This window comes from Bacillus pinisoli, assembly GCF_023036475.1.
Classification (GTDB): Bacteria; Bacillota; Bacilli; order Bacillales; family SA4; genus Bacillus_BS; species Bacillus_BS pinisoli.
In genome coordinates this window covers 47,243-64,533 of sequence record NZ_JAJQKI010000005.1, presented here as the reverse complement: position 1 = coordinate 64,533, position 17,291 = coordinate 47,243, and the positions used below count along the sequence as shown (strand labels likewise).

15 protein-coding genes are annotated in these 17,291 nt (G+C 38.9%); 14 read left to right on the top strand and 1 reads right to left on the bottom strand.

Annotated features, from left to right (window positions below; genetic code table 11):
- The first annotated feature begins 170 nt into the window (after nucleotides 1–170).
- The 8 genes from LT143_RS09380 (at nucleotide 171) to uvrA (ending at nucleotide 11,682) form a co-directional block, all read left to right on the top strand.
- Nucleotides 171–920: an SDR family NAD(P)-dependent oxidoreductase gene (locus LT143_RS09380; protein ID WP_246942654.1), complete on the top strand. Its 750-nt coding sequence runs from the start codon at nucleotides 171–173 to the stop codon at nucleotides 918–920.
- Between the two features lie 131 nt (nucleotides 921–1,051).
- Entirely contained in the window at nucleotides 1,052–2,164 is a 1,113-nt protein-coding gene (locus LT143_RS09375; RefSeq protein WP_246942651.1) for an HD-GYP domain-containing protein, read from the top strand.
- 214 nt (nucleotides 2,165–2,378) lie between these two features.
- Nucleotides 2,379–2,588, top strand: a complete 210-nt coding sequence (locus LT143_RS09370) for a hypothetical protein (RefSeq protein WP_246942649.1) — start codon at nucleotides 2,379–2,381, stop codon at nucleotides 2,586–2,588.
- Between the two features lie 33 nt (nucleotides 2,589–2,621).
- Nucleotides 2,622–4,133, top strand: coding sequence for a putative bifunctional diguanylate cyclase/phosphodiesterase (locus tag LT143_RS09365; protein ID WP_246942646.1), 1,512 nt, complete (start codon nucleotides 2,622–2,624; stop codon nucleotides 4,131–4,133).
- A gap of 86 nt (nucleotides 4,134–4,219) precedes the next feature.
- Entirely contained in the window at nucleotides 4,220–5,173 is a 954-nt protein-coding gene (locus LT143_RS09360; protein WP_246942645.1) for a DMT family transporter, read from the top strand.
- Nucleotides 5,174–5,262: 89 nt separating this feature from the next.
- Entirely contained in the window at nucleotides 5,263–6,309 is a 1,047-nt protein-coding gene (locus tag LT143_RS09355; protein WP_246942642.1) for a D-alanyl-D-alanine carboxypeptidase family protein, read from the top strand.
- Between the two features lie 510 nt (nucleotides 6,310–6,819).
- Nucleotides 6,820–8,802: an excinuclease ABC subunit UvrB gene (gene uvrB, locus LT143_RS09350; protein WP_246942640.1), complete on the top strand. Its 1,983-nt coding sequence runs from the start codon at nucleotides 6,820–6,822 to the stop codon at nucleotides 8,800–8,802.
- Nucleotides 8,803–8,805: 3 nt separating this feature from the next.
- A complete protein-coding gene (gene uvrA, locus LT143_RS09345; protein ID WP_246942637.1) occupies nucleotides 8,806–11,682 on the top strand; it encodes an excinuclease ABC subunit UvrA in 2,877 nt (958 codons plus the stop codon).
- Between the two features lie 49 nt (nucleotides 11,683–11,731).
- Here the strand turns inward: uvrA and LT143_RS09340 are convergent, their stop codons facing one another.
- Nucleotides 11,732–12,967 (bottom strand): flagellin N-terminal helical domain-containing protein, encoded by a 1,236-nt coding sequence (locus LT143_RS09340; RefSeq protein ID WP_246942636.1) that lies wholly within the window; start codon nucleotides 12,965–12,967, stop codon nucleotides 11,732–11,734.
- A gap of 241 nt (nucleotides 12,968–13,208) precedes the next feature.
- Between LT143_RS09340 and LT143_RS09335 the strand changes: the two genes are divergently transcribed.
- The 6 genes from LT143_RS09335 to lgt all read left to right on the top strand — a co-directional run bounded on the left by LT143_RS09335 (nucleotide 13,209) and on the right by lgt (nucleotide 17,276).
- Entirely contained in the window at nucleotides 13,209–13,526 is a 318-nt protein-coding gene (locus LT143_RS09335) for a magnetosome magnetite crystal formation protein family (protein WP_246942634.1), read from the top strand.
- A gap of 21 nt (nucleotides 13,527–13,547) precedes the next feature.
- Nucleotides 13,548–14,669, top strand: a complete 1,122-nt coding sequence (locus tag LT143_RS09330) for a DUF4097 family beta strand repeat-containing protein (protein ID WP_246942633.1) — start codon at nucleotides 13,548–13,550, stop codon at nucleotides 14,667–14,669.
- Between the two features lies 1 nt (nucleotide 14,670).
- Entirely contained in the window at nucleotides 14,671–14,868 is a 198-nt protein-coding gene (locus LT143_RS09325) for a PspC domain-containing protein (protein ID WP_246942631.1), read from the top strand.
- Nucleotides 14,868–15,230, top strand: coding sequence for a phage holin family protein (locus LT143_RS09320; RefSeq protein ID WP_246942629.1), 363 nt, complete (start codon nucleotides 14,868–14,870; stop codon nucleotides 15,228–15,230). The genes LT143_RS09325 and LT143_RS09320 overlap by 1 nt, the downstream gene beginning before the upstream one ends.
- Before the next feature lie 190 nt (nucleotides 15,231–15,420).
- The gene (gene hprK / locus LT143_RS09315; protein WP_246942627.1) at nucleotides 15,421–16,356 is read left to right on the top strand and encodes an HPr(Ser) kinase/phosphatase; all 936 of its coding nucleotides are present in this window, start codon (nucleotides 15,421–15,423) and stop codon (nucleotides 16,354–16,356) included.
- Nucleotides 16,357–16,463: 107 nt separating this feature from the next.
- Complete coding sequence (lgt, locus tag LT143_RS09310; protein ID WP_246942625.1) at nucleotides 16,464–17,276, top strand: prolipoprotein diacylglyceryl transferase; 813 nt, start codon at nucleotides 16,464–16,466, stop codon at nucleotides 17,274–17,276.
- Nucleotides 17,277–17,291: the final 15 nt, after the last annotated feature.

Below are 17,291 nucleotides of genomic sequence, written 5' to 3'. Positions count from 1 at the left end.
CTGTGCAATTATCCCAAACTACTGTGCGATTTTCTTCATTTACTGTGCAATTCGATCTCAATTGGCCTGGAAAAGCTAAAAAAATCACCCTAATAACCCCAAAACACACTTCAATCATTTGTGAAACCCCTTAAAACCTGTTAGCGTATAAGTAAAAAGGAGTGATTAGCATGTCTTTTACTGACCAGGTCGTCGTTGTAACAGGTGCTGCAAACGGAATTGGAAAGGCAGTTACCCTTATGTATGCAAAAAAGGGGGCAAAGGTCGTTCTCGCCGATATAAATGAAACTGCTGGAACAGAAGTGGTTCAACAAATAAAAGACGATGGCGGCGAAGCTATATTTGTGAAAACCGATGTACGAAAAGAAGAAGATATTATTACGCTTATGAAGAAAGCAAAGGCTACCTATCAACAAATTAATGTACTCATTAACAATGCTGGGAAAAGTGTGTTTACCTCTCCTTATGAGCTAACGGTAGACGAGTGGGATGATATGATTAACACCAATCTACGTAGTGTTTTTCTCGGTTCACGTGAGGCAGCGAAGTATATGAGAGAGAATCAGGATGGTGGCGCGATTATTAACATTGCGTCAACTCGTGCGATCATGTCAGAGCCTTCATCAGAGGCATATGCGGCGACAAAGGGTGGAATTGTATCCATTACACATGCGCTGGCTACCTCACTCGGCGAAGACCGTATTACGGTTAATGCTATTTCCCCGGGGTGGATTGAAACGGGTAATTATAAAAATTTACGTAAAATTGATCATGAGCAACATCCAGCCAAGCGAGTTGGTACACCAGAAGATATTGCGAGAGCGTGTCTATACCTCTCTTCTAAGGAAAATGATTTTATCACAGGTATTAATTTGGTAGTGGATGGTGGAATGACGATTAAAATGATGTATGAAGAATAAAAGTAAACTCTTAAATTATGTAAGTTTACAAAAAATCAAGCCTTTCTCTAAACTATTTTTTTGTATAAAATAGTTACATAAATATGTCGAAATTTGTAGAGTTTAAATATTCTGAAAACGGGAGATGCATCATGGAACTTAGGGTTGAGAAGATCTTAAAAATACTATGGCTGATGTCATTGATGGGTGCATGTATGCTACACGCCATCTATGTATTTTTTATGGATGAATTTTCTCAACCATATTTCTATATGCTCTTTACTTTGACGCTTGGTTTCTTGCCATATACGATTGTCCATCGCTATGTAAAGAAGAAATATCGAGGCGACTTTCTTTTTTTAAGTGTATGTTTTGTTATAACAGCATTAAGTCTATTGCTACCTTTTTATAATTATTTCTGCATGATTTTCCTACCTTTACTATCTATTCTTTTCAATAGTAAACGGTTATTTTACATAGGTAGTGTCTTCACGATTCTGGTTACTATTTATGGACTGTTCTTCCGTAACTATTATGTAGAAGTTCTTCCGATACAAGGAGTGATAGATCTAAGTTTCTTAATTACCTATCTTATTATTCTTGATTTCGTAGTAAGAGCCAATACGAACTACACGAGAAACTCCTATATTTATGATAAAACGGTAAACACGTTAATCTTAGCGGTAGAAGCGAAGGATGATTATACTCGTGGACATTCAATCAGGGTTTCCGATTACTCCATGCTGTTAGGTGAGCATATGAGTTCAATTGGTTATCAAGTTGATCTAGAATCTCTCCGGATTAGTTCGATTCTACATGATATTGGGAAATTAAATATTCCTCAAGAGATTCTGTCAAAAGAGGGGAAGCTGACGGAAGAGGAATATAATACGATTAAATTGCATTCGCAATATGGAGCGGATCTAGCCAAGGAACTAGGCTATCCCCGTTATATCGTTGAAAGTATCCTTCATCATCATGAAAGATTTGATGGAAGAGGATATCCAAAAGGCATTACAGATGAGGAGACTCCTCTAAATGCCAAAATCATTGCGATTGCAGATACCTTTGATGCGTTAACGAGCAATCGTTCTTACCGAAAAGCCTTTAGTGCTGAAGAGGCGAAAGCGATCGTACTAGATAGTATGGGTACGCAATTTAACGCGGAATTTAGCTCAATCTTTGAAGCGGTCTACCCACAATTTGTAGACTACCAAATGAATATAAAAGATAAAACCGAAAATACTTTTTCTAAAGTAATGTAAAAGCTTGTGTAGGTAGGGAAACCGCTGACACAAGTTTTTTTTATGATCTGTTGTAAAAAACGAATTGTTAGGTAGCCTTCTCTAGGAATTTATTCCTATAATAATCATATTTTTTTATGAAAATAGGAAGCGAGGGTGATAGGCATACCCTTACTTTTGACACAAAATGATAGTATAGAGTTACTATACGTTTTTATGAGAGGAGGAAGTCCTAGTGTTCTTACATCCAAGAGATGTTACCCACTTTCAAACATTGAAGCAAAGCGCTAAATTGGTTTTTCAGCTATTAGAGAATACGATTCAAATTAATACTTTTTTCATTGCAATTAATGATAGAAAAACGAATTACTTTATTGAAACCTTTAATCAAAAAGAGACGTTAGTGGAAGCCGGTTCCACGCTTCCCTTTGACGCAGTTTTCTGAAGTTTAGTTACAAAAGGTGGTCGGGAACCACTTATGATTACAAAGCTTTCTGAGTTTAATGCTCCAGCCTTTGAGTCAATTAAGCAAAAGCTTGGAGGAGAAGGTTGTTTTTTTGGTATTGCTTTATATGATCAGCATAATCGAATTATTGGAACGTTATGTGGTTTAGATACTAAGCCTTATGCTTTTACAGAACATCAAATGGGTCTGGCAATGTCACTTGGGCATCTTCTCTCACAGACCATTATCATGGAAGGATTATTGATAAAGGATACACTTACAAATTTATACAATCGTCATTTTGCTTCTTCCTATCTGGAATACGAAAAGAATGAAATCTTTGCACTTATCTATATGGATATTGACCGTTTTAAACTAATTAATGATAGTTATGGTCATCATATGGGAGATCAGGTTATTGTAAAAATCGCAGAGAGAATCGAGAGAAGGCTAGGTCCTGAAGGGATTGCGTGTAGGATGGGTGGAGATGAATTGTTGATTATCCATCCCAAAGCAGCATCTCTATCCGTAAATGAGTATCTTTATGAGGTGGAAAGGCTGGCTGAGGAATTCATTACGATTATTTCAGAGCCTATACTTATTCAGGAGATTGAATTATCGGTTTCAGTTAGCATAGGAATTTCTCTTTATCCACTTCATGCAAAAGATATGATAACACTGTTGAAAAATGCAGATATGGCGATGTACAAAGCGAAAAGAAATGGAACAAAAATTGAAGTGTACGACCGACATCAAGGCAAGACGTTAGCGAGGCAGCTAATGATTGAGAATGAGATGCGAAAAGCGTTAGAAAGAAATCAGTTTACCTTACACTATCAATCTCAATATGATTTGCAAACAGGTAAACTGAAGGGATTTGAAGCCTTAATTCGCTGGGATCACCCTCTATACGGATGGATCTCACCTGGGGAATTTATTCCCGTCGCAGAAGAAACAGGCTTAATTGTTCCGCTTGGGGAATGGGTCATAAAACAAGTGTGTGAAGATGGGGTAAAATGGTTGGAAAGAGGCGGACAACCTGTTCATTTTTCCCTCAATATCTCTTCTGAACAAATTAAATCAAAACGATTTGTTGAGAGAGTACAAGCCATTATTAAGAAATCTGGATTTGAACCAAGTATGTTGAAATTTGAAATTACGGAATCTATCTTCATGAATAACATGGATATTGCTGTACAGATTATCACGCGCTTAAAGGAGACTGGGTTATGGACGGCTCTTGATGACTTTGGCACGGGCTATTCGTCACTAAGTTACATCAAGCATCTCCCAATCGATTGCTTAAAGATTGACAGAGTGTTCATTAATGAAATACTAGAGAGCAAGGGTGATCAAGCAATCGTAAAAGCAATGATTACATTAAGTAATGAGCTTGGAGTTGGAGTGGTGGCAGAAGGAATTGAGAATGAACAGCAACATGAATACTTAAGGGAAAGTGGTTGTCACATTGGTCAAGGTTTTTATTATCAAAGACCGGTTCCGTTTGACACCATCTGCAGCAAATATATCCAGATAGAAACCTAGTTTTATAGAGTTCTCCTCTGCTTCCTATCGCACATTTATGAATCAGAGTGTATGATAAAGAAAAATGGAAGCGGGGGGCGATATCAATGAAAGCATTCTTGATTGGAATTCTGTCTTCGTGCTTTTTTGCGTTTACGTTTATTTTAAACAGAGCGATGGAACTATCAGGTGGGAGCTGGCTTTGGAGTGCTTCTCTTCGTTACTTTTTTATGGTCCCTTTTTTAGTTCTCATTGTTGCGCTAAGAGGAAATCTAAAGGAATTATGGAAAGAGCTTAAAGAACAACCAGTCGTTTGGTTAGTCTGGAGTTTTATCGGGTTTGGCTTATTTTATGGACCAATCACCTATGCCGCTTCCTCTGGTCCAGGATGGTTAGTAGCAGGGACCTGGCAATTTACCATTATTGCGGGGATTTTATTAACTCCCCTATTCGTCGATTCAACCGGGTTACGGAGAACCATTCCGGTAAAAAGTCTACTATTTTCAAGTTTAATTTTTCTTGGAATCCTCATTATACAGCTAGAGAATGCTGAAAATGGATTAACATGGAATCTTCTTTTAACAGGAGTCTTGCCTGTCATCATTGCCTCCTTTGCTTATCCGTTAGGTAATCGGAAAATGATGGAGCTATACTCTAGGAAGCTTGATACGTTTCAACGTGTTCTCGGTATGACACTTGCTTCGATGCCGTTATGGCTTATGTTAGCTATAGTCGGGTATACGACAGAAGGAGCACCAAGTACTAGTCAGGTAATCCAAACATTCTTAGTTGCGATTTCATCTGGTGTGATTGCCACGCTTTTATTCTTTTTTGCCACAGAACTGGTGAAAGATGATACAGGAAAACTAGCAGCAGTCGAGGCTACGCAATCTTCTCAAATATTATTTGTTATTCTCGGTGAAATGATCTTTTTATCAATTCCACTGCCTTCGTTTATTTCACTCATGGGTGTCGTGCTTGTCGTGATGGGAATGGTATTTCATAGTTTACTAAGTAAAAAGATGACCATTAAGAGAAACGTAAACAGACTCAGCGTGTAGGAGTCTGTTTACTTTTTGAAAGCGGTCCTCAAAAAAAGGGCCGTTCTACCGAAATATATAGTATGTGCTGTTTGAATTTGGAGGCTGTAATGAAGACAATTAAACTAACTATCACCATCGTTTCATTATTTCAATGCTTGCTCCTATTTCCTGTCTCGACAAAAGCCGAAGAGTTAAGTCTTCATAGTGAAAGTGCCATTTTACTGGATGCCAAAACCGGTTTAGTTTTATATGAAAAAAATAGTCATGTTCAGATGTATCCGGCTAGTATTACGAAGCTTGTCACGGCAATCGTTGCAATAGAGGAAAGCAATCTTAGCGATGAAGTCGTAGTTAGTGAGAATGCTAGAAACGTAGAAGGTACTCGCGTGTATCTGGAGGAAGGCGAGATTGTTACGGTAGACAAGCTCCTTCAAGGACTCATGATTAATTCTGGAAATGATGCCGGGGTGGCAATCGCCGAGCATATGCATGGAACAGTAGAAGGTTTTGCTGAACATATGAATGCTTTTGTTCAGGAAAAGGTCGTTGTCACAGATACCTCTTTCAAAAATCCTCATGGTTTATTTCACGAAGAGCATTATACAACAGCTTATGATATGGCTCAAATCATGAGGTACGGGATGAAAAATGAAGAATTTAAGAAATTGATTAGTATCAAATCAATGCCCTGGAAAGGTCAGAGCTGGGAAACGGTTCTCTATACTCACCACCGCATGATGCTAGATCTACCATATGAAGGAGTCATTGGTGGTAAAAACGGATATGTACAAAAATCAGGGTTTACGTTAGTCACCGTTGCGCAAAGAGGTGAAACTCAACTCATTGCTGTGACCATGAAGGCAACGGGAAAGAAGCAGCCTTATCAAGACACGAAAACGTTATTTGATTACGGTTTTAAACATTTTGATACAAGCCGTATACCTGAGTCACTGTATGTTGACGTCAATCAAACTTTGCCAGAGGATATGAAACAAGAAATAGAAACTCAGAACATGGAACGCATAGAAAGTGAACAGAAGGGGAATGAAGATTCACGTTCAGCCTCACTGATTTTACCGCTTACCCTAATCGGCATGATTTCACTCTTCTTCATCATTAAATTCAGGCAGAAGAAGCAATATAGGTTTAAATAGGCAGTTTTTTATAAAATAGGCTGTGTTAGAGTACAGTGTTGATTTTTAGTAGAGTTGATTGAAGTGGAAGGACGCGAGACTCCTGTGGGAGAGCGGGTCGCGGGAGACCCCACAGGCACGGTTTTCGCCGAGGAGGCTCCCGGACTCGCCCACGGAAAGCGAGTGTCCTGGAACGAAAATCAACAACAAGGTTTAACAGAGCGATAAAATAAGAAACAAATTTTTAGCGAAAGAATCTATAAATAAGTAGTTTTACGCCTATCCTTAAGGGTAGGCGAGTTTTTTTATGTCCAGATAATAGTGAATTGCACAGTAACGAAGAGATATTGCACAGTAAGTCGAGTTTATTGCACACAAACTGAGAAGAATCGCACACAACTAAGAAATAATTGCACAAAACACAATTCCCGATTAAAAATAAAAACGAATATTCGTTCGCATATTTCTTGGTTTTTTACTTGTAAATTGTTACAATAGAAAACAGAAAAGAATCGATAGGAGGCTTCCCGAGTGACAGAGCAGTTCGAATTAGTCTCAGCCTATTCTCCTCAAGGAGATCAACCACTGGCTATACAAAAGATTGTAGATGGAATTCGAAATAACCAAAAACATCAGACGCTATTAGGAGCAACAGGAACAGGGAAAACATTTACGATCTCCAACGTAATTAAAGAGGTTAATAAACCAACATTAGTCATTGCCCATAACAAAACGTTAGCGGGTCAGCTTTATAGTGAGTTTAAAGAGTTCTTTCCAAATAACGCGGTTGAGTACTTTGTCAGTTATTATGATTATTATCAGCCGGAAGCCTATGTTCCACAGACAGATACATTTATTGAAAAAGATGCATCCATTAATGATGAGATTGATAAGCTGCGACACTCTGCCACATCTGCCCTCATTGAACGGAACGATGTTATTATCATTGCAAGTGTGTCTTGTATATATGGATTAGGTTCTCCAGAAGAATACCGAGAGCTTGTGGTGTCCCTACGTACTGGGATGGAAAAGGAACGAAATCAACTACTACGCGACTTAGTAGATATTCAATATGCTCGTAATGATATAGATTTCCAGCGTGGGACGTTTCGAGTACGTGGAGATGTGGTTGAGATTTTCCCAGCATCACGCGACGAACACTGTATTCGAGTCGAGTTTTTCGGTGATGAAATTGACCGAATTCGAGAGGTTGATGCGTTAACGGGAGAGATAATGGGAGAGCGCGAGCATGTGGCCATATTCCCTGCATCCCACTTCGTTACCCGTGAGGAAAAAATGAAAGTAGCGATTGAAAATATTGAAGCTGAGCTAGAGGAAAGACTAGCGGAAATGCGTGAAAATGGTAAACTGCTTGAAGCGCAGAGACTCGAACAGCGAACTCGTTATGATCTCGAAATGATGAGGGAAATGGGTTTCTGTTCAGGAATTGAGAATTACTCAAGGCATTTAACGTTACGTCCACCTGGATCTACTCCTTATACTTTATTAGACTTCTTTCCAAAAGACTTCTTAATCGTCATTGATGAGTCGCATGTTACCTTGCCACAAATTAGGGGAATGTTTAACGGAGATAAAGCGCGTAAATCGGTTCTGGTCGATCACGGCTTCAGATTACCATCTGCTTTGGATAACCGTCCGTTAATGTTTGATGAGTTTGAAAAGCATATTAACCAAATTGTATATGTATCAGCTACACCGGGACCTTTTGAGATCGAACATACTCCTCAGATGATTGAGCAAATTATTCGACCAACTGGATTATTGGATCCGACGATAGATGTCCGTCCAATTAAAGGGCAGATTGATGATTTATTAGGTGAATTACATACAAGAATTGAGCGTAATGAACGTGTGTTAATCACTACGTTAACGAAAAAAATGTCAGAGGATTTAACGAATTACTTGAAGGAAGTAGGTATTAAAGTAAATTACCTGCATTCTGAAATTAAAACGCTTGAGCGGATTGAAATCATTCGTGACTTACGTTTAGGTAAATATGATGTTCTAGTAGGGATCAATCTTTTAAGAGAGGGCTTGGATATACCAGAGGTCTCACTTGTCGCTATTTTAGACGCAGATAAAGAAGGATTCTTACGTTCAGAGCGTTCATTAATCCAAACCATTGGTCGTGCAGCTCGTAATGCAAATGGTCATGTCATTATGTATGCGGACAAGATCACAAACTCAATGGAAATTGCAATTAATGAAACGAAGCGTCGTCGAGAGATGCAGGAAGACTATAATCGCGAGCATGGAATTACACCTCAAACCATTCAGAAGAAAATTCGAGATGTTATCCGGGCGACAGTTGCGGCAGAGACAGAAGAGCAGTATGAGGCAGCACCTTCTTTTGCAAAGATGACAAAGCCAGAACGTGAAAAACTGATGGCTAGCTTAGAACTGGAAATGAAGGAAGCGGCAAAAGCGCTAAACTTCGAGCGAGCAGCAGAGCTTCGTGATTTGCTATTAGAACTGAAAGCGGAAGGAAAATAAGAAATGGCAATGGATAAAATAGTTGTAAAAGGGGCGCGTGCCCATAACTTAAAAAATATAGATGTTACGATCCCTCGAGATAAGCTAGTTGTGTTAACTGGCTTATCAGGATCAGGAAAATCATCACTTGCATTTGATACGATCTATGCCGAAGGACAAAGACGATATGTAGAGTCACTTTCTGCCTATGCTAGACAGTTCTTAGGACAAATGGACAAGCCTGATGTTGATGCCATAGAAGGGTTGTCTCCGGCCATCTCAATTGACCAAAAAACAACAAGCCGTAATCCACGTTCAACTGTTGGTACCGTAACAGAGATTTATGATTATTTACGTTTACTATTTGCCCGTGTTGGTCGACCGATTTGTCCCATCCACGGTGTTGAGATTAGTTCCCAAACGATTGAACAAATGGTGGACCGTATCCTTGAATATCCAGAACGTACGAAGCTTCAGATCCTAGCGCCGATGGTCAGTGGTCGAAAAGGGACGCATGTCAAAGTTTTAGAGGACATTAAGAAACAAGGTTTTGTTCGTGTTCGTGTAAACGGTGAAATGATGGAGATTTCAGAGGACATTGAATTAGAAAAAAATAAAAAACACTCGATTGAAGTTGTTGTCGACCGAATTGTTGTTAAAGATGGGATTTCAGCTCGATTATCAGATTCCTTAGAAACAGCTCTTCGATTAGGTGATGGAAAAGTCATGGTCGATGTAATGGATGTAGAAGAGGAGCTCCTTTTTAGTGAACATCATGCATGTCCGCACTGTGGTTTTTCAATTGGTGAGCTAGAACCAAGAATGTTCTCTTTTAACAGTCCATTTGGGGCTTGCCAAAGTTGTGATGGATTGGGTACGAAGCTTGAAGTAGACTTGGAGCTTGTTATACCAGATTGGGACAAAACGTTACGTGGTCATGCAATTGCACCATGGGAGCCTTCAAGTTCTCAATATTATCCTCAGCTCTTGGAATCAGTATGTAATCATTATGGCATTGATATGGACATTCCGACCAAAGACATTCCCAAGCATCTTATGGATAGGGTGCTATATGGAAGCGATGGTGACGAAATTTACTTCCGCTATGAGAATGATTTTGGACAAGTGCGTGAAAATTACGTTCCCTTTGAAGGAATCTTAGCGAATGTGGAGCGAAGATATCGTGACACAAGCTCAGATTATATCCGTGAGCAAATGGAAAAGTACATGGCACAGCTACCTTGTCCAACCTGTGAAGGGCACCGATTAAAAAAGGAAAGCTTAGCCGTGTTTGTGGGTGATAACCATATTGGGCATGTGACGAATTACTCCATTACAGAAGCGTATAATTATGTGACAGGGTTGAACCTTTCTGAAAAGGAAGCCAAAATTGCTCATATGATTATTAGAGAAATTCAGGAGAGATTAGGTTTTCTTATCAATGTTGGCTTGGACTACTTAACAATGAGTCGAGCAGCAGGGACCTTGTCTGGTGGAGAAGCGCAGCGTATTCGTTTGGCGACACAAATTGGTTCTCGACTAACGGGCGTCCTCTATATCCTAGACGAGCCTTCAATCGGGCTACATCAGCGTGATAATGATCGACTCATTCATACGCTACAAAATATGCGTGATATCGGTAATACGCTTATTGTCGTTGAGCATGATGAAGATACGATGATGGCAGCCGATTACTTAATTGATATTGGACCAGGTGCTGGCGTTCATGGTGGACAGATTATCTCAGCCGGGACACCTGAAGAGGTAATGGCTGACCCTAACTCCTTAACTGGACAGTATTTATCAGGTAAAAAGTTTATTCCTATCCCAGTTGAGCGTAAAAAGCCAGATGGTCGTTATATAGAGATTGTCGGAGCAAAGGAAAATAACTTGAAAAATGTAAAAGTTAAATTCCCACTCGGTACCTTTATGGCAGTTACCGGTGTATCAGGATCTGGAAAAAGTACATTAATTAATGAAATTCTTTATAAATCATTAGCGCAAAAGCTAAATAAATCCAAGGTTAGACCTGGTGAGCATAAAGAAGTAAAGGGAATGGAGCAGCTTGATAAGGTCATTGATATTGACCAGTCTCCAATTGGTAGAACACCAAGATCCAATCCGGCTACTTATACAGGAGTGTTCGATGATATTCGTGATGTATTTGCTTCAACGAATGAAGCTAAGGTTCGCGGCTATAAAAAAGGTCGATTTAGCTTCAATGTTAAAGGTGGTCGATGTGAAGCTTGTCGTGGAGACGGAATCATTAAAATAGAAATGCACTTCTTACCAGATGTGTATGTTCCATGTGAAGTATGTCACGGTAAACGGTATAACCGTGAAACCCTAGAGGTTAAATATAAAGACAAGAATATATCTGACGTTCTTGAAATGACAGTAGAGGATGCATTAGAATTTTTCACCAATATTCCTAAAATAAGCCGAAAGCTGCAGACCATTGTTGATGTAGGTTTAGGCTATGTGAAATTGGGACAGCCGGCGACAACACTATCTGGTGGAGAAGCGCAACGTGTAAAACTGGCTTCTGAGCTTCATCGCCGTTCAACAGGTCGTTCTATGTATATACTCGACGAGCCGACAACTGGCCTTCACGTCGATGACATCGCTCGTCTACTCGTTGTTCTTCAACGTTTAGTGGAAAATGGAGATACCGTTTTAGTCATCGAGCATAACCTGGACGTCATTAAAGCATCTGATTATATCGTAGACTTGGGTCCTGAAGGTGGAGATAAAGGTGGTACCATTGTGGCGACCGGAACACCAGAGGATATTGTAAAAGTGGAGGCATCCTATACGGGTCGTTATTTAAAACCAGTTTTAGAACGAGATCGAAAACGAACTGAAGACCTCATAAAGGAATTTGAGGCTTCCCATTCCTAAGTCTTATAAAAAACTAACCCTTACTCGCATTAGAAGGCGAGTAAGGGTTTTATGCTTGAAGTAATTGTAATACTTGAGTTGGTTGTAAGTCGTGATTTTTTGAAAGTTGGGGTTGAACCTGTTGAAGGAGCTTGTATTTCGTTAGGTCCATAATCCCTTTTGCATAATCTAGGTCTGAAATTCTAGATTCTACGCCTGTTAGTTCCGCTGTATATGTACTTAATGAGTTTGACGTATGTTCTAGGTGAGTCGAATAGGCACCATATTTTCCTATCTCGGAAAGAGTATAGTCTATTGCTTTGTCTATATTTTCTAAGGCGGTCTGACTGTCTTTTGCATTTAATACGGAGGTGTTATTTATTCCGAGGAATACGGGAGTAATATTACTCATTTCTACTGTATAAACATCCCCAGAGTTGGCACCGGTTTGAATATTATACTGTTTGGGTGTACTAAAGTAATCATATCCAACATTGTAATTTGAATCTTCTTGTCCACCTATGCTCTGTGCATACAATCTCCACGTTCCACTAACAGGATTTTCAAATCGCATGCTCTCAGGATTGCCGGCCCATCCACTGTATTCAGCTCTGTTAGAGGAATTATTGTTGTCATCTACCATGGATTTCCCATCATTTGTTGTTAAATAGTCGTTCATCTTTGACTGTCCATTATAACTGCCAGGCCACCAGCCAAATAATTCTCCGGTTGGGCTTAACACGTTAATATCAGGAAACTCAACACCTGAAATATTATCAAAGAAACCATGTACAATTAGTGTATCTTTTTCCCCTTCAGGTACTTTGAAAGAAGCTGCTAACACAACTTGTCCCGGTTTTACAGGGACTTGAACAACCTCATTTTCAAGCTCAATACTGAATAATTTATGATTATTAAATGTTGTATTGGTTGCTACTTTTTCTATACCTTCTATGAGAGAATTAATTTCGGTTTGAAGGGATTGCCGGTCTGATAGGGTTAACGTTTCATTGCTAGCTTGTACAGCCAGTTCCCGCATCCGTTGAAGAGAAGATTGAACATCACTTACAGCTTGCTCAGCAGTTTGAACTAGTGAGAGCCCATCTTGAACATTACGACTTGCTTGCTCTAATCCTCTTAGCTGAGCTCTCATGTTTACGGATATACTGCTTGAAGCAGGATCAAGATTAGCGCGTGGTATTCGTTGCCCGCTTGATAATTGTTCTGTAATTGTGGAAACTTTTAGCATATTAATCTGGTTATGACGGTAATTATTTAATGAGGAGTATGGGTTTAAATGCATCATATCACTCGTTTCCTAATTTACTGAATAATTAATAATTATACCTGTTGTCAAGATATAGTTCAATGCGATTTAAGTATAATTGACTAGTACATAAGTATGAAGAAGGCTCTTATTTTATTAAAACCTACCCTTTTAAAATCATTTCAAGCCCAGAGCTCTCGTTTCTATTCATAAACTTTTAAAAAAAATTGAAACTTCATACTCCATTTATTCGTAAATACTAGAAAGGAGAAGTGATAACATGGAGGGTAACAATACAAACAAGATTATTTCATCGTTGTGTTATTTTAGTATTTTCTTTGCAGGGTTTATTTTACCGATTGCCGTTTATTTTATTGTCGATGATCGGGAAGTGAAGCATCATGCGAAAAGGGCATTATTTTCTCACATCATTCCGGTCATTACCATACCCGTTATTATAATGTTTGCCATTATGGTAGAAACGATGGGGACTTTTGGAATCTCCATTATTCTTGGCTTTTTACTTGCCATTTTAATAAATATTGTAGTCGTTATTTGGAATGTCATTAAAGGTATTCAAGTGTTAAAAACATATTAATAAATATTGAGGTGTTAGCATATGCCAATCGTAGAAGAACGGAAACGAATATTAAAGATGATTGAAGAAGGAAAGCTTTCAGCTGAAGAGGCAATGGCTTTATTAGAGCAACTTGAGAAGGACCATAAAGAAATGGAAGAAAAGCAGGAGTCGTTTGTGACGGAGCTTTCAACGCAAGTTAACTGGAATGAAGGAGAGTCTTCCTTCCAGTCCAAGGCTGCCAAAGCAGCATCACTAAAGAAGACTGTTTTAGATTTTATGGATAAGGCGTATAAGAAAATTAAAGATTTTGATCTTGATTTCAACTTTGGGCCAGCTACATCGGTAAAGCATATCTTTCAGCATTCTGATGTTTATTTAACGGACGTGGATATTGATGTGGCAAATGGTAGTGTAAGACTGGTTCCTTGGACTGAAAGAGATGTTCGTGTGGAATGCGAAGCAAAGGTGTATCAAACAGAATCTCAGGATGAAGCACGAAAAGTCTTTTTACAGGATGTACTATTTTCTATCGAAGGTGGTAAACTTCGATACTCTGTCCAAAAGAAAAAAATGAAAGTAAACGCTGTGATGTACCTGCCTAAGGAGCACTATCATGCTATTTCTGTACGCTTGTTTAATGGGAAGATTGATGGGGAACAGATAAGTGTGAAGGATTTTAAGGCTAAAACAGCGAATGGAAAAATTACGCTGACTAACTTCCAGACTGAGAAGCTTGAAGTGGAGACAGCAAATGGCCATATTACCCTAACGAAGCTGGATACTCAAAAAATTGAGGCTGAAACGATTAATGGAACCATCAAAGTCGATGGCTCTTATAAAAAGGCAGATCTACAAAGTTTTAATGGAAATATTATCTGTACGGTAAATGACGCTCGTTGTGAGACACTATTTATTAAATCAACGACTGGAAATATCGATATGATGGTGCCAAAGCGTATTAGTATGCAAGGTGAAGTGAAGACCAATATCGGAAACATACTGTGTGAAATCCGAGATGTATTGAAGAAAGAAGAAAAACAGGATGTTGTTCAGAAATATTTAAAGTTTTCTACGCTTCCAGTAGAAGGAACAGATCCATTACTTGTTGATGTTGATACAAAGACAGGCTCAGTATTAATACAGGAGAAGGGAGCATTGTAAAATGAAGAAGTTGACTCGCTCGAGATCAAATCGAAAGCTTGCCGGAGTCATAGGTGGGCTAGCTAACTATACGGGTATAGACGCATCATTATTAAGAGTGATTTTTATCATCGGGCTCATTATGAGCTTTGGAACATTTGCTTTGGTTTATTTAATCTGGATGATTGTTGTTCCGAATGACCAGGACGTGATTTCCTAATGAAATGGGTTACTTCCATCCTCGTTAATAGTCTTGTGCTCATTGTAGTAGCGGGCTATTTTGAATCATTCTACATTGAAGGAGTAGGGGCTGCCATATTAGCCAGCATCCTTCTATCTGTTTTGAATGTATTGGTCAAACCCATTCTTATTTTGTTAACCCTACCGGTGACCGTTTTATCTTTAGGGCTTTTCTTATTTGTTATTAACGCCATCACGCTTTGGTTAGCACAAGGAATAATGGGTGACTCCTTTGTCATAGAAGGCTTTGGTATGGCGATTGTTGCATCTATCATTATTTCATTGCTTAATCTACTCATACAGAAGTTTGTCATTGACCGCTTTGCTGAGAGAAAAAATTAGGTTGAAAAGTATGCATCTTATATTGAGGTGCATATTTTTTTATTTTGCAATAAAATTTGCTCGTTATAAGGTCCTGTTAAGCTTACAAGTTGATAGACTTTTATCATCCTCTAGAATAATGATACAATAGCTCTGTACATAGAGAAAGGTAATTAGTGTTTTGTAAATAGAGCTTGCAGGAGGATGAAGTATGGTAAAGGTCCGGACGAAGGATTTAATAGAGAAGTTTGGTCTTGAATTACTAAGTGGACATGAGGGGATTAACCGCCCTATTACAACGAGCGATTTATCTCGTCCAGGTATAGAGATGGCAGGTTTTTTTACCTATTACCCGGCTGAGCGTATTCAACTACTGGGTAAGACAGAGATGTCTTTTTATCATCAGCTTTCTTTAGAAGAAAGAAAGGATCGAATGAATCAGCTTTGTACCGATATTACACCGGGAATTATTTTATCGAGGGATATGGAAGTACCACAGGAACTGTTAGATGCTTCTGAACGAGAAGCTGTTCCGATTATGCGCTCTTCGATGAAAACTACAAGATTATCAAGTAGACTTACTAACTATTTAGAGAGTATGCTGGCACCAACAACGGCTATTCATGGAGTGCTCGTTGATATTTACGGTATTGGTGTTTTGATTATTGGTAAAAGTGGAGTCGGTAAAAGTGAGACGGCGCTTGATCTAGTCAAACGTGGACATCGTCTTGTTGCTGATGACTGTGTGGAAATCCGACAAGAGGAGCAAGGAAACCTAGTGGGGACAGCTCCAGAGTTAATTCAGCATCTTCTTGAAATTCGTGGTCTAGGTATTATTAACGTTATGACCTTATTTGGAGCTGGTGCCGTACGTCCTTATAAAAAAGTAACGCTAGTCGTTAATCTAGAGTTATGGGATCAAGCGAAACAATATGATCGTCTTGGATTAGATGATGAAAAGATGAAAATTATTGATACAGAAGTTACGAAAATTACAGTACCGGTTCGACCTGGACGAAACTTGTCCGTAATCATTGAAGTGGCCGCAATGAACTACCGATTAAAGAAAATGGGAATGAATGCAGCAGAACAGTTCTCTGCTCGCTTAACGGACGTTATTGAAGACGGCGATCATGATGATATGTAAACTATGAAACACAGCCTTTTTTAGGATCAGTTATATTATTACAAATTTTATATTACGAAAGCACCCTCATGAAAAATAGATAGGTGACAAGATAGGGAGTGGAGAAAATGGAGACTGTTCCACAATTAGATCGGGTCTTCTTAGATTTAGGACCATTTACGATCTACTGGTATGGAGTCATAATTGGCACTGGAGCTATGCTTGGCTTATGGTTAGCTGTAAGAGAATCACAAAGAAGAGGTCTTGAAAAAGAAGTGTTCGTCGATCTTGTCCTTTGGGCCATTCCGATTGCGATTCTTTCAGCGAGATTATATTATGTTTTATTTAAACTAGATTATTATTTAGCCCATCCATCAGAAATTTTAATGATTTGGAACGGTGGGTTAGCAATTCATGGTGGTTTAATTGGGGCCATAATTACGGGGATTGTATTTGCCAAAAAACGGGGGATCTCGTTTTGGAAGTTGGCGGATATTGCGGCGCCAAGCATCATTTTAGGTCAGGCCATCGGGCGTTGGGGTAACTTTATGAATCAGGAGGCTCATGGTGGAGAAGTTACTCGTGAGTTTTTAGAAAGTATGTATTTACCAGATTTTATTGTCAACCAAATGTACATTAACGGTACATACAATCATCCAACTTTTTTATATGAATCTTTATGGAGCTTTGCTGGTTTTATCATCTTAATGCTTCTTCGAAAAGCAAATCTTCGTCGAGGAGAAATGTTCCTCACGTATGTGATGTATTATTCATTAGGACGCTTCTTTATAGAAGGATTAAGAACAGATAGTTTAATGCTTACGGAATCTCTTCGAATCGCGCAAGTCATCTCGATTGGGTTAATTTTATTGGCTATAGGTCTATTAATATACCGAAGAGTAAAAGGTCACTCCAATCAACGATATCTTGACAACAACTAGAGATATATAGGGGAG

What these genes read in the sequence shown, in the direction of transcription:
- LT143_RS09330 (WP_246942633.1), top strand. Translation starts at nt 13,548, where the DNA reads ATGCCAATCGTAGAAGAACGGAAACGAATATTAAAGATGATTGAAGAA.
- LT143_RS09360 (WP_246942645.1), top strand. Translation starts at nt 4,220, where the DNA reads ATGAAAGCATTCTTGATTGGAATTCTGTCTTCGTGCTTTTTTGCGTTT.
- LT143_RS09320 (WP_246942629.1), top strand. Translation starts at nt 14,868, where the DNA reads ATGAAATGGGTTACTTCCATCCTCGTTAATAGTCTTGTGCTCATTGTA.
- lgt (WP_246942625.1), top strand. Translation starts at nt 16,464, where the DNA reads ATGGAGACTGTTCCACAATTAGATCGGGTCTTCTTAGATTTAGGACCA.
- LT143_RS09355 (WP_246942642.1), top strand. Translation starts at nt 5,263, where the DNA reads ATGAAGACAATTAAACTAACTATCACCATCGTTTCATTATTTCAATGC.
- LT143_RS09325 (WP_246942631.1), top strand. Translation starts at nt 14,671, where the DNA reads ATGAAGAAGTTGACTCGCTCGAGATCAAATCGAAAGCTTGCCGGAGTC.
- LT143_RS09340 (WP_246942636.1), bottom strand. Translation starts at nt 12,967, where the DNA reads ATGATGCATTTAAACCCATACTCCTCATTAAATAATTACCGTCATAAC.
- LT143_RS09335 (WP_246942634.1), top strand. Translation starts at nt 13,209, where the DNA reads ATGGAGGGTAACAATACAAACAAGATTATTTCATCGTTGTGTTATTTT.
- hprK (WP_246942627.1), top strand. Translation starts at nt 15,421, where the DNA reads ATGGTAAAGGTCCGGACGAAGGATTTAATAGAGAAGTTTGGTCTTGAA.
- LT143_RS09375 (WP_246942651.1), top strand. Translation starts at nt 1,052, where the DNA reads ATGGAACTTAGGGTTGAGAAGATCTTAAAAATACTATGGCTGATGTCA.
- uvrA (WP_246942637.1), top strand. Translation starts at nt 8,806, where the DNA reads ATGGCAATGGATAAAATAGTTGTAAAAGGGGCGCGTGCCCATAACTTA.
- LT143_RS09380 (WP_246942654.1), top strand. Translation starts at nt 171, where the DNA reads ATGTCTTTTACTGACCAGGTCGTCGTTGTAACAGGTGCTGCAAACGGA.
- LT143_RS09365 (WP_246942646.1), top strand. Translation starts at nt 2,622, where the DNA reads ATGATTACAAAGCTTTCTGAGTTTAATGCTCCAGCCTTTGAGTCAATT.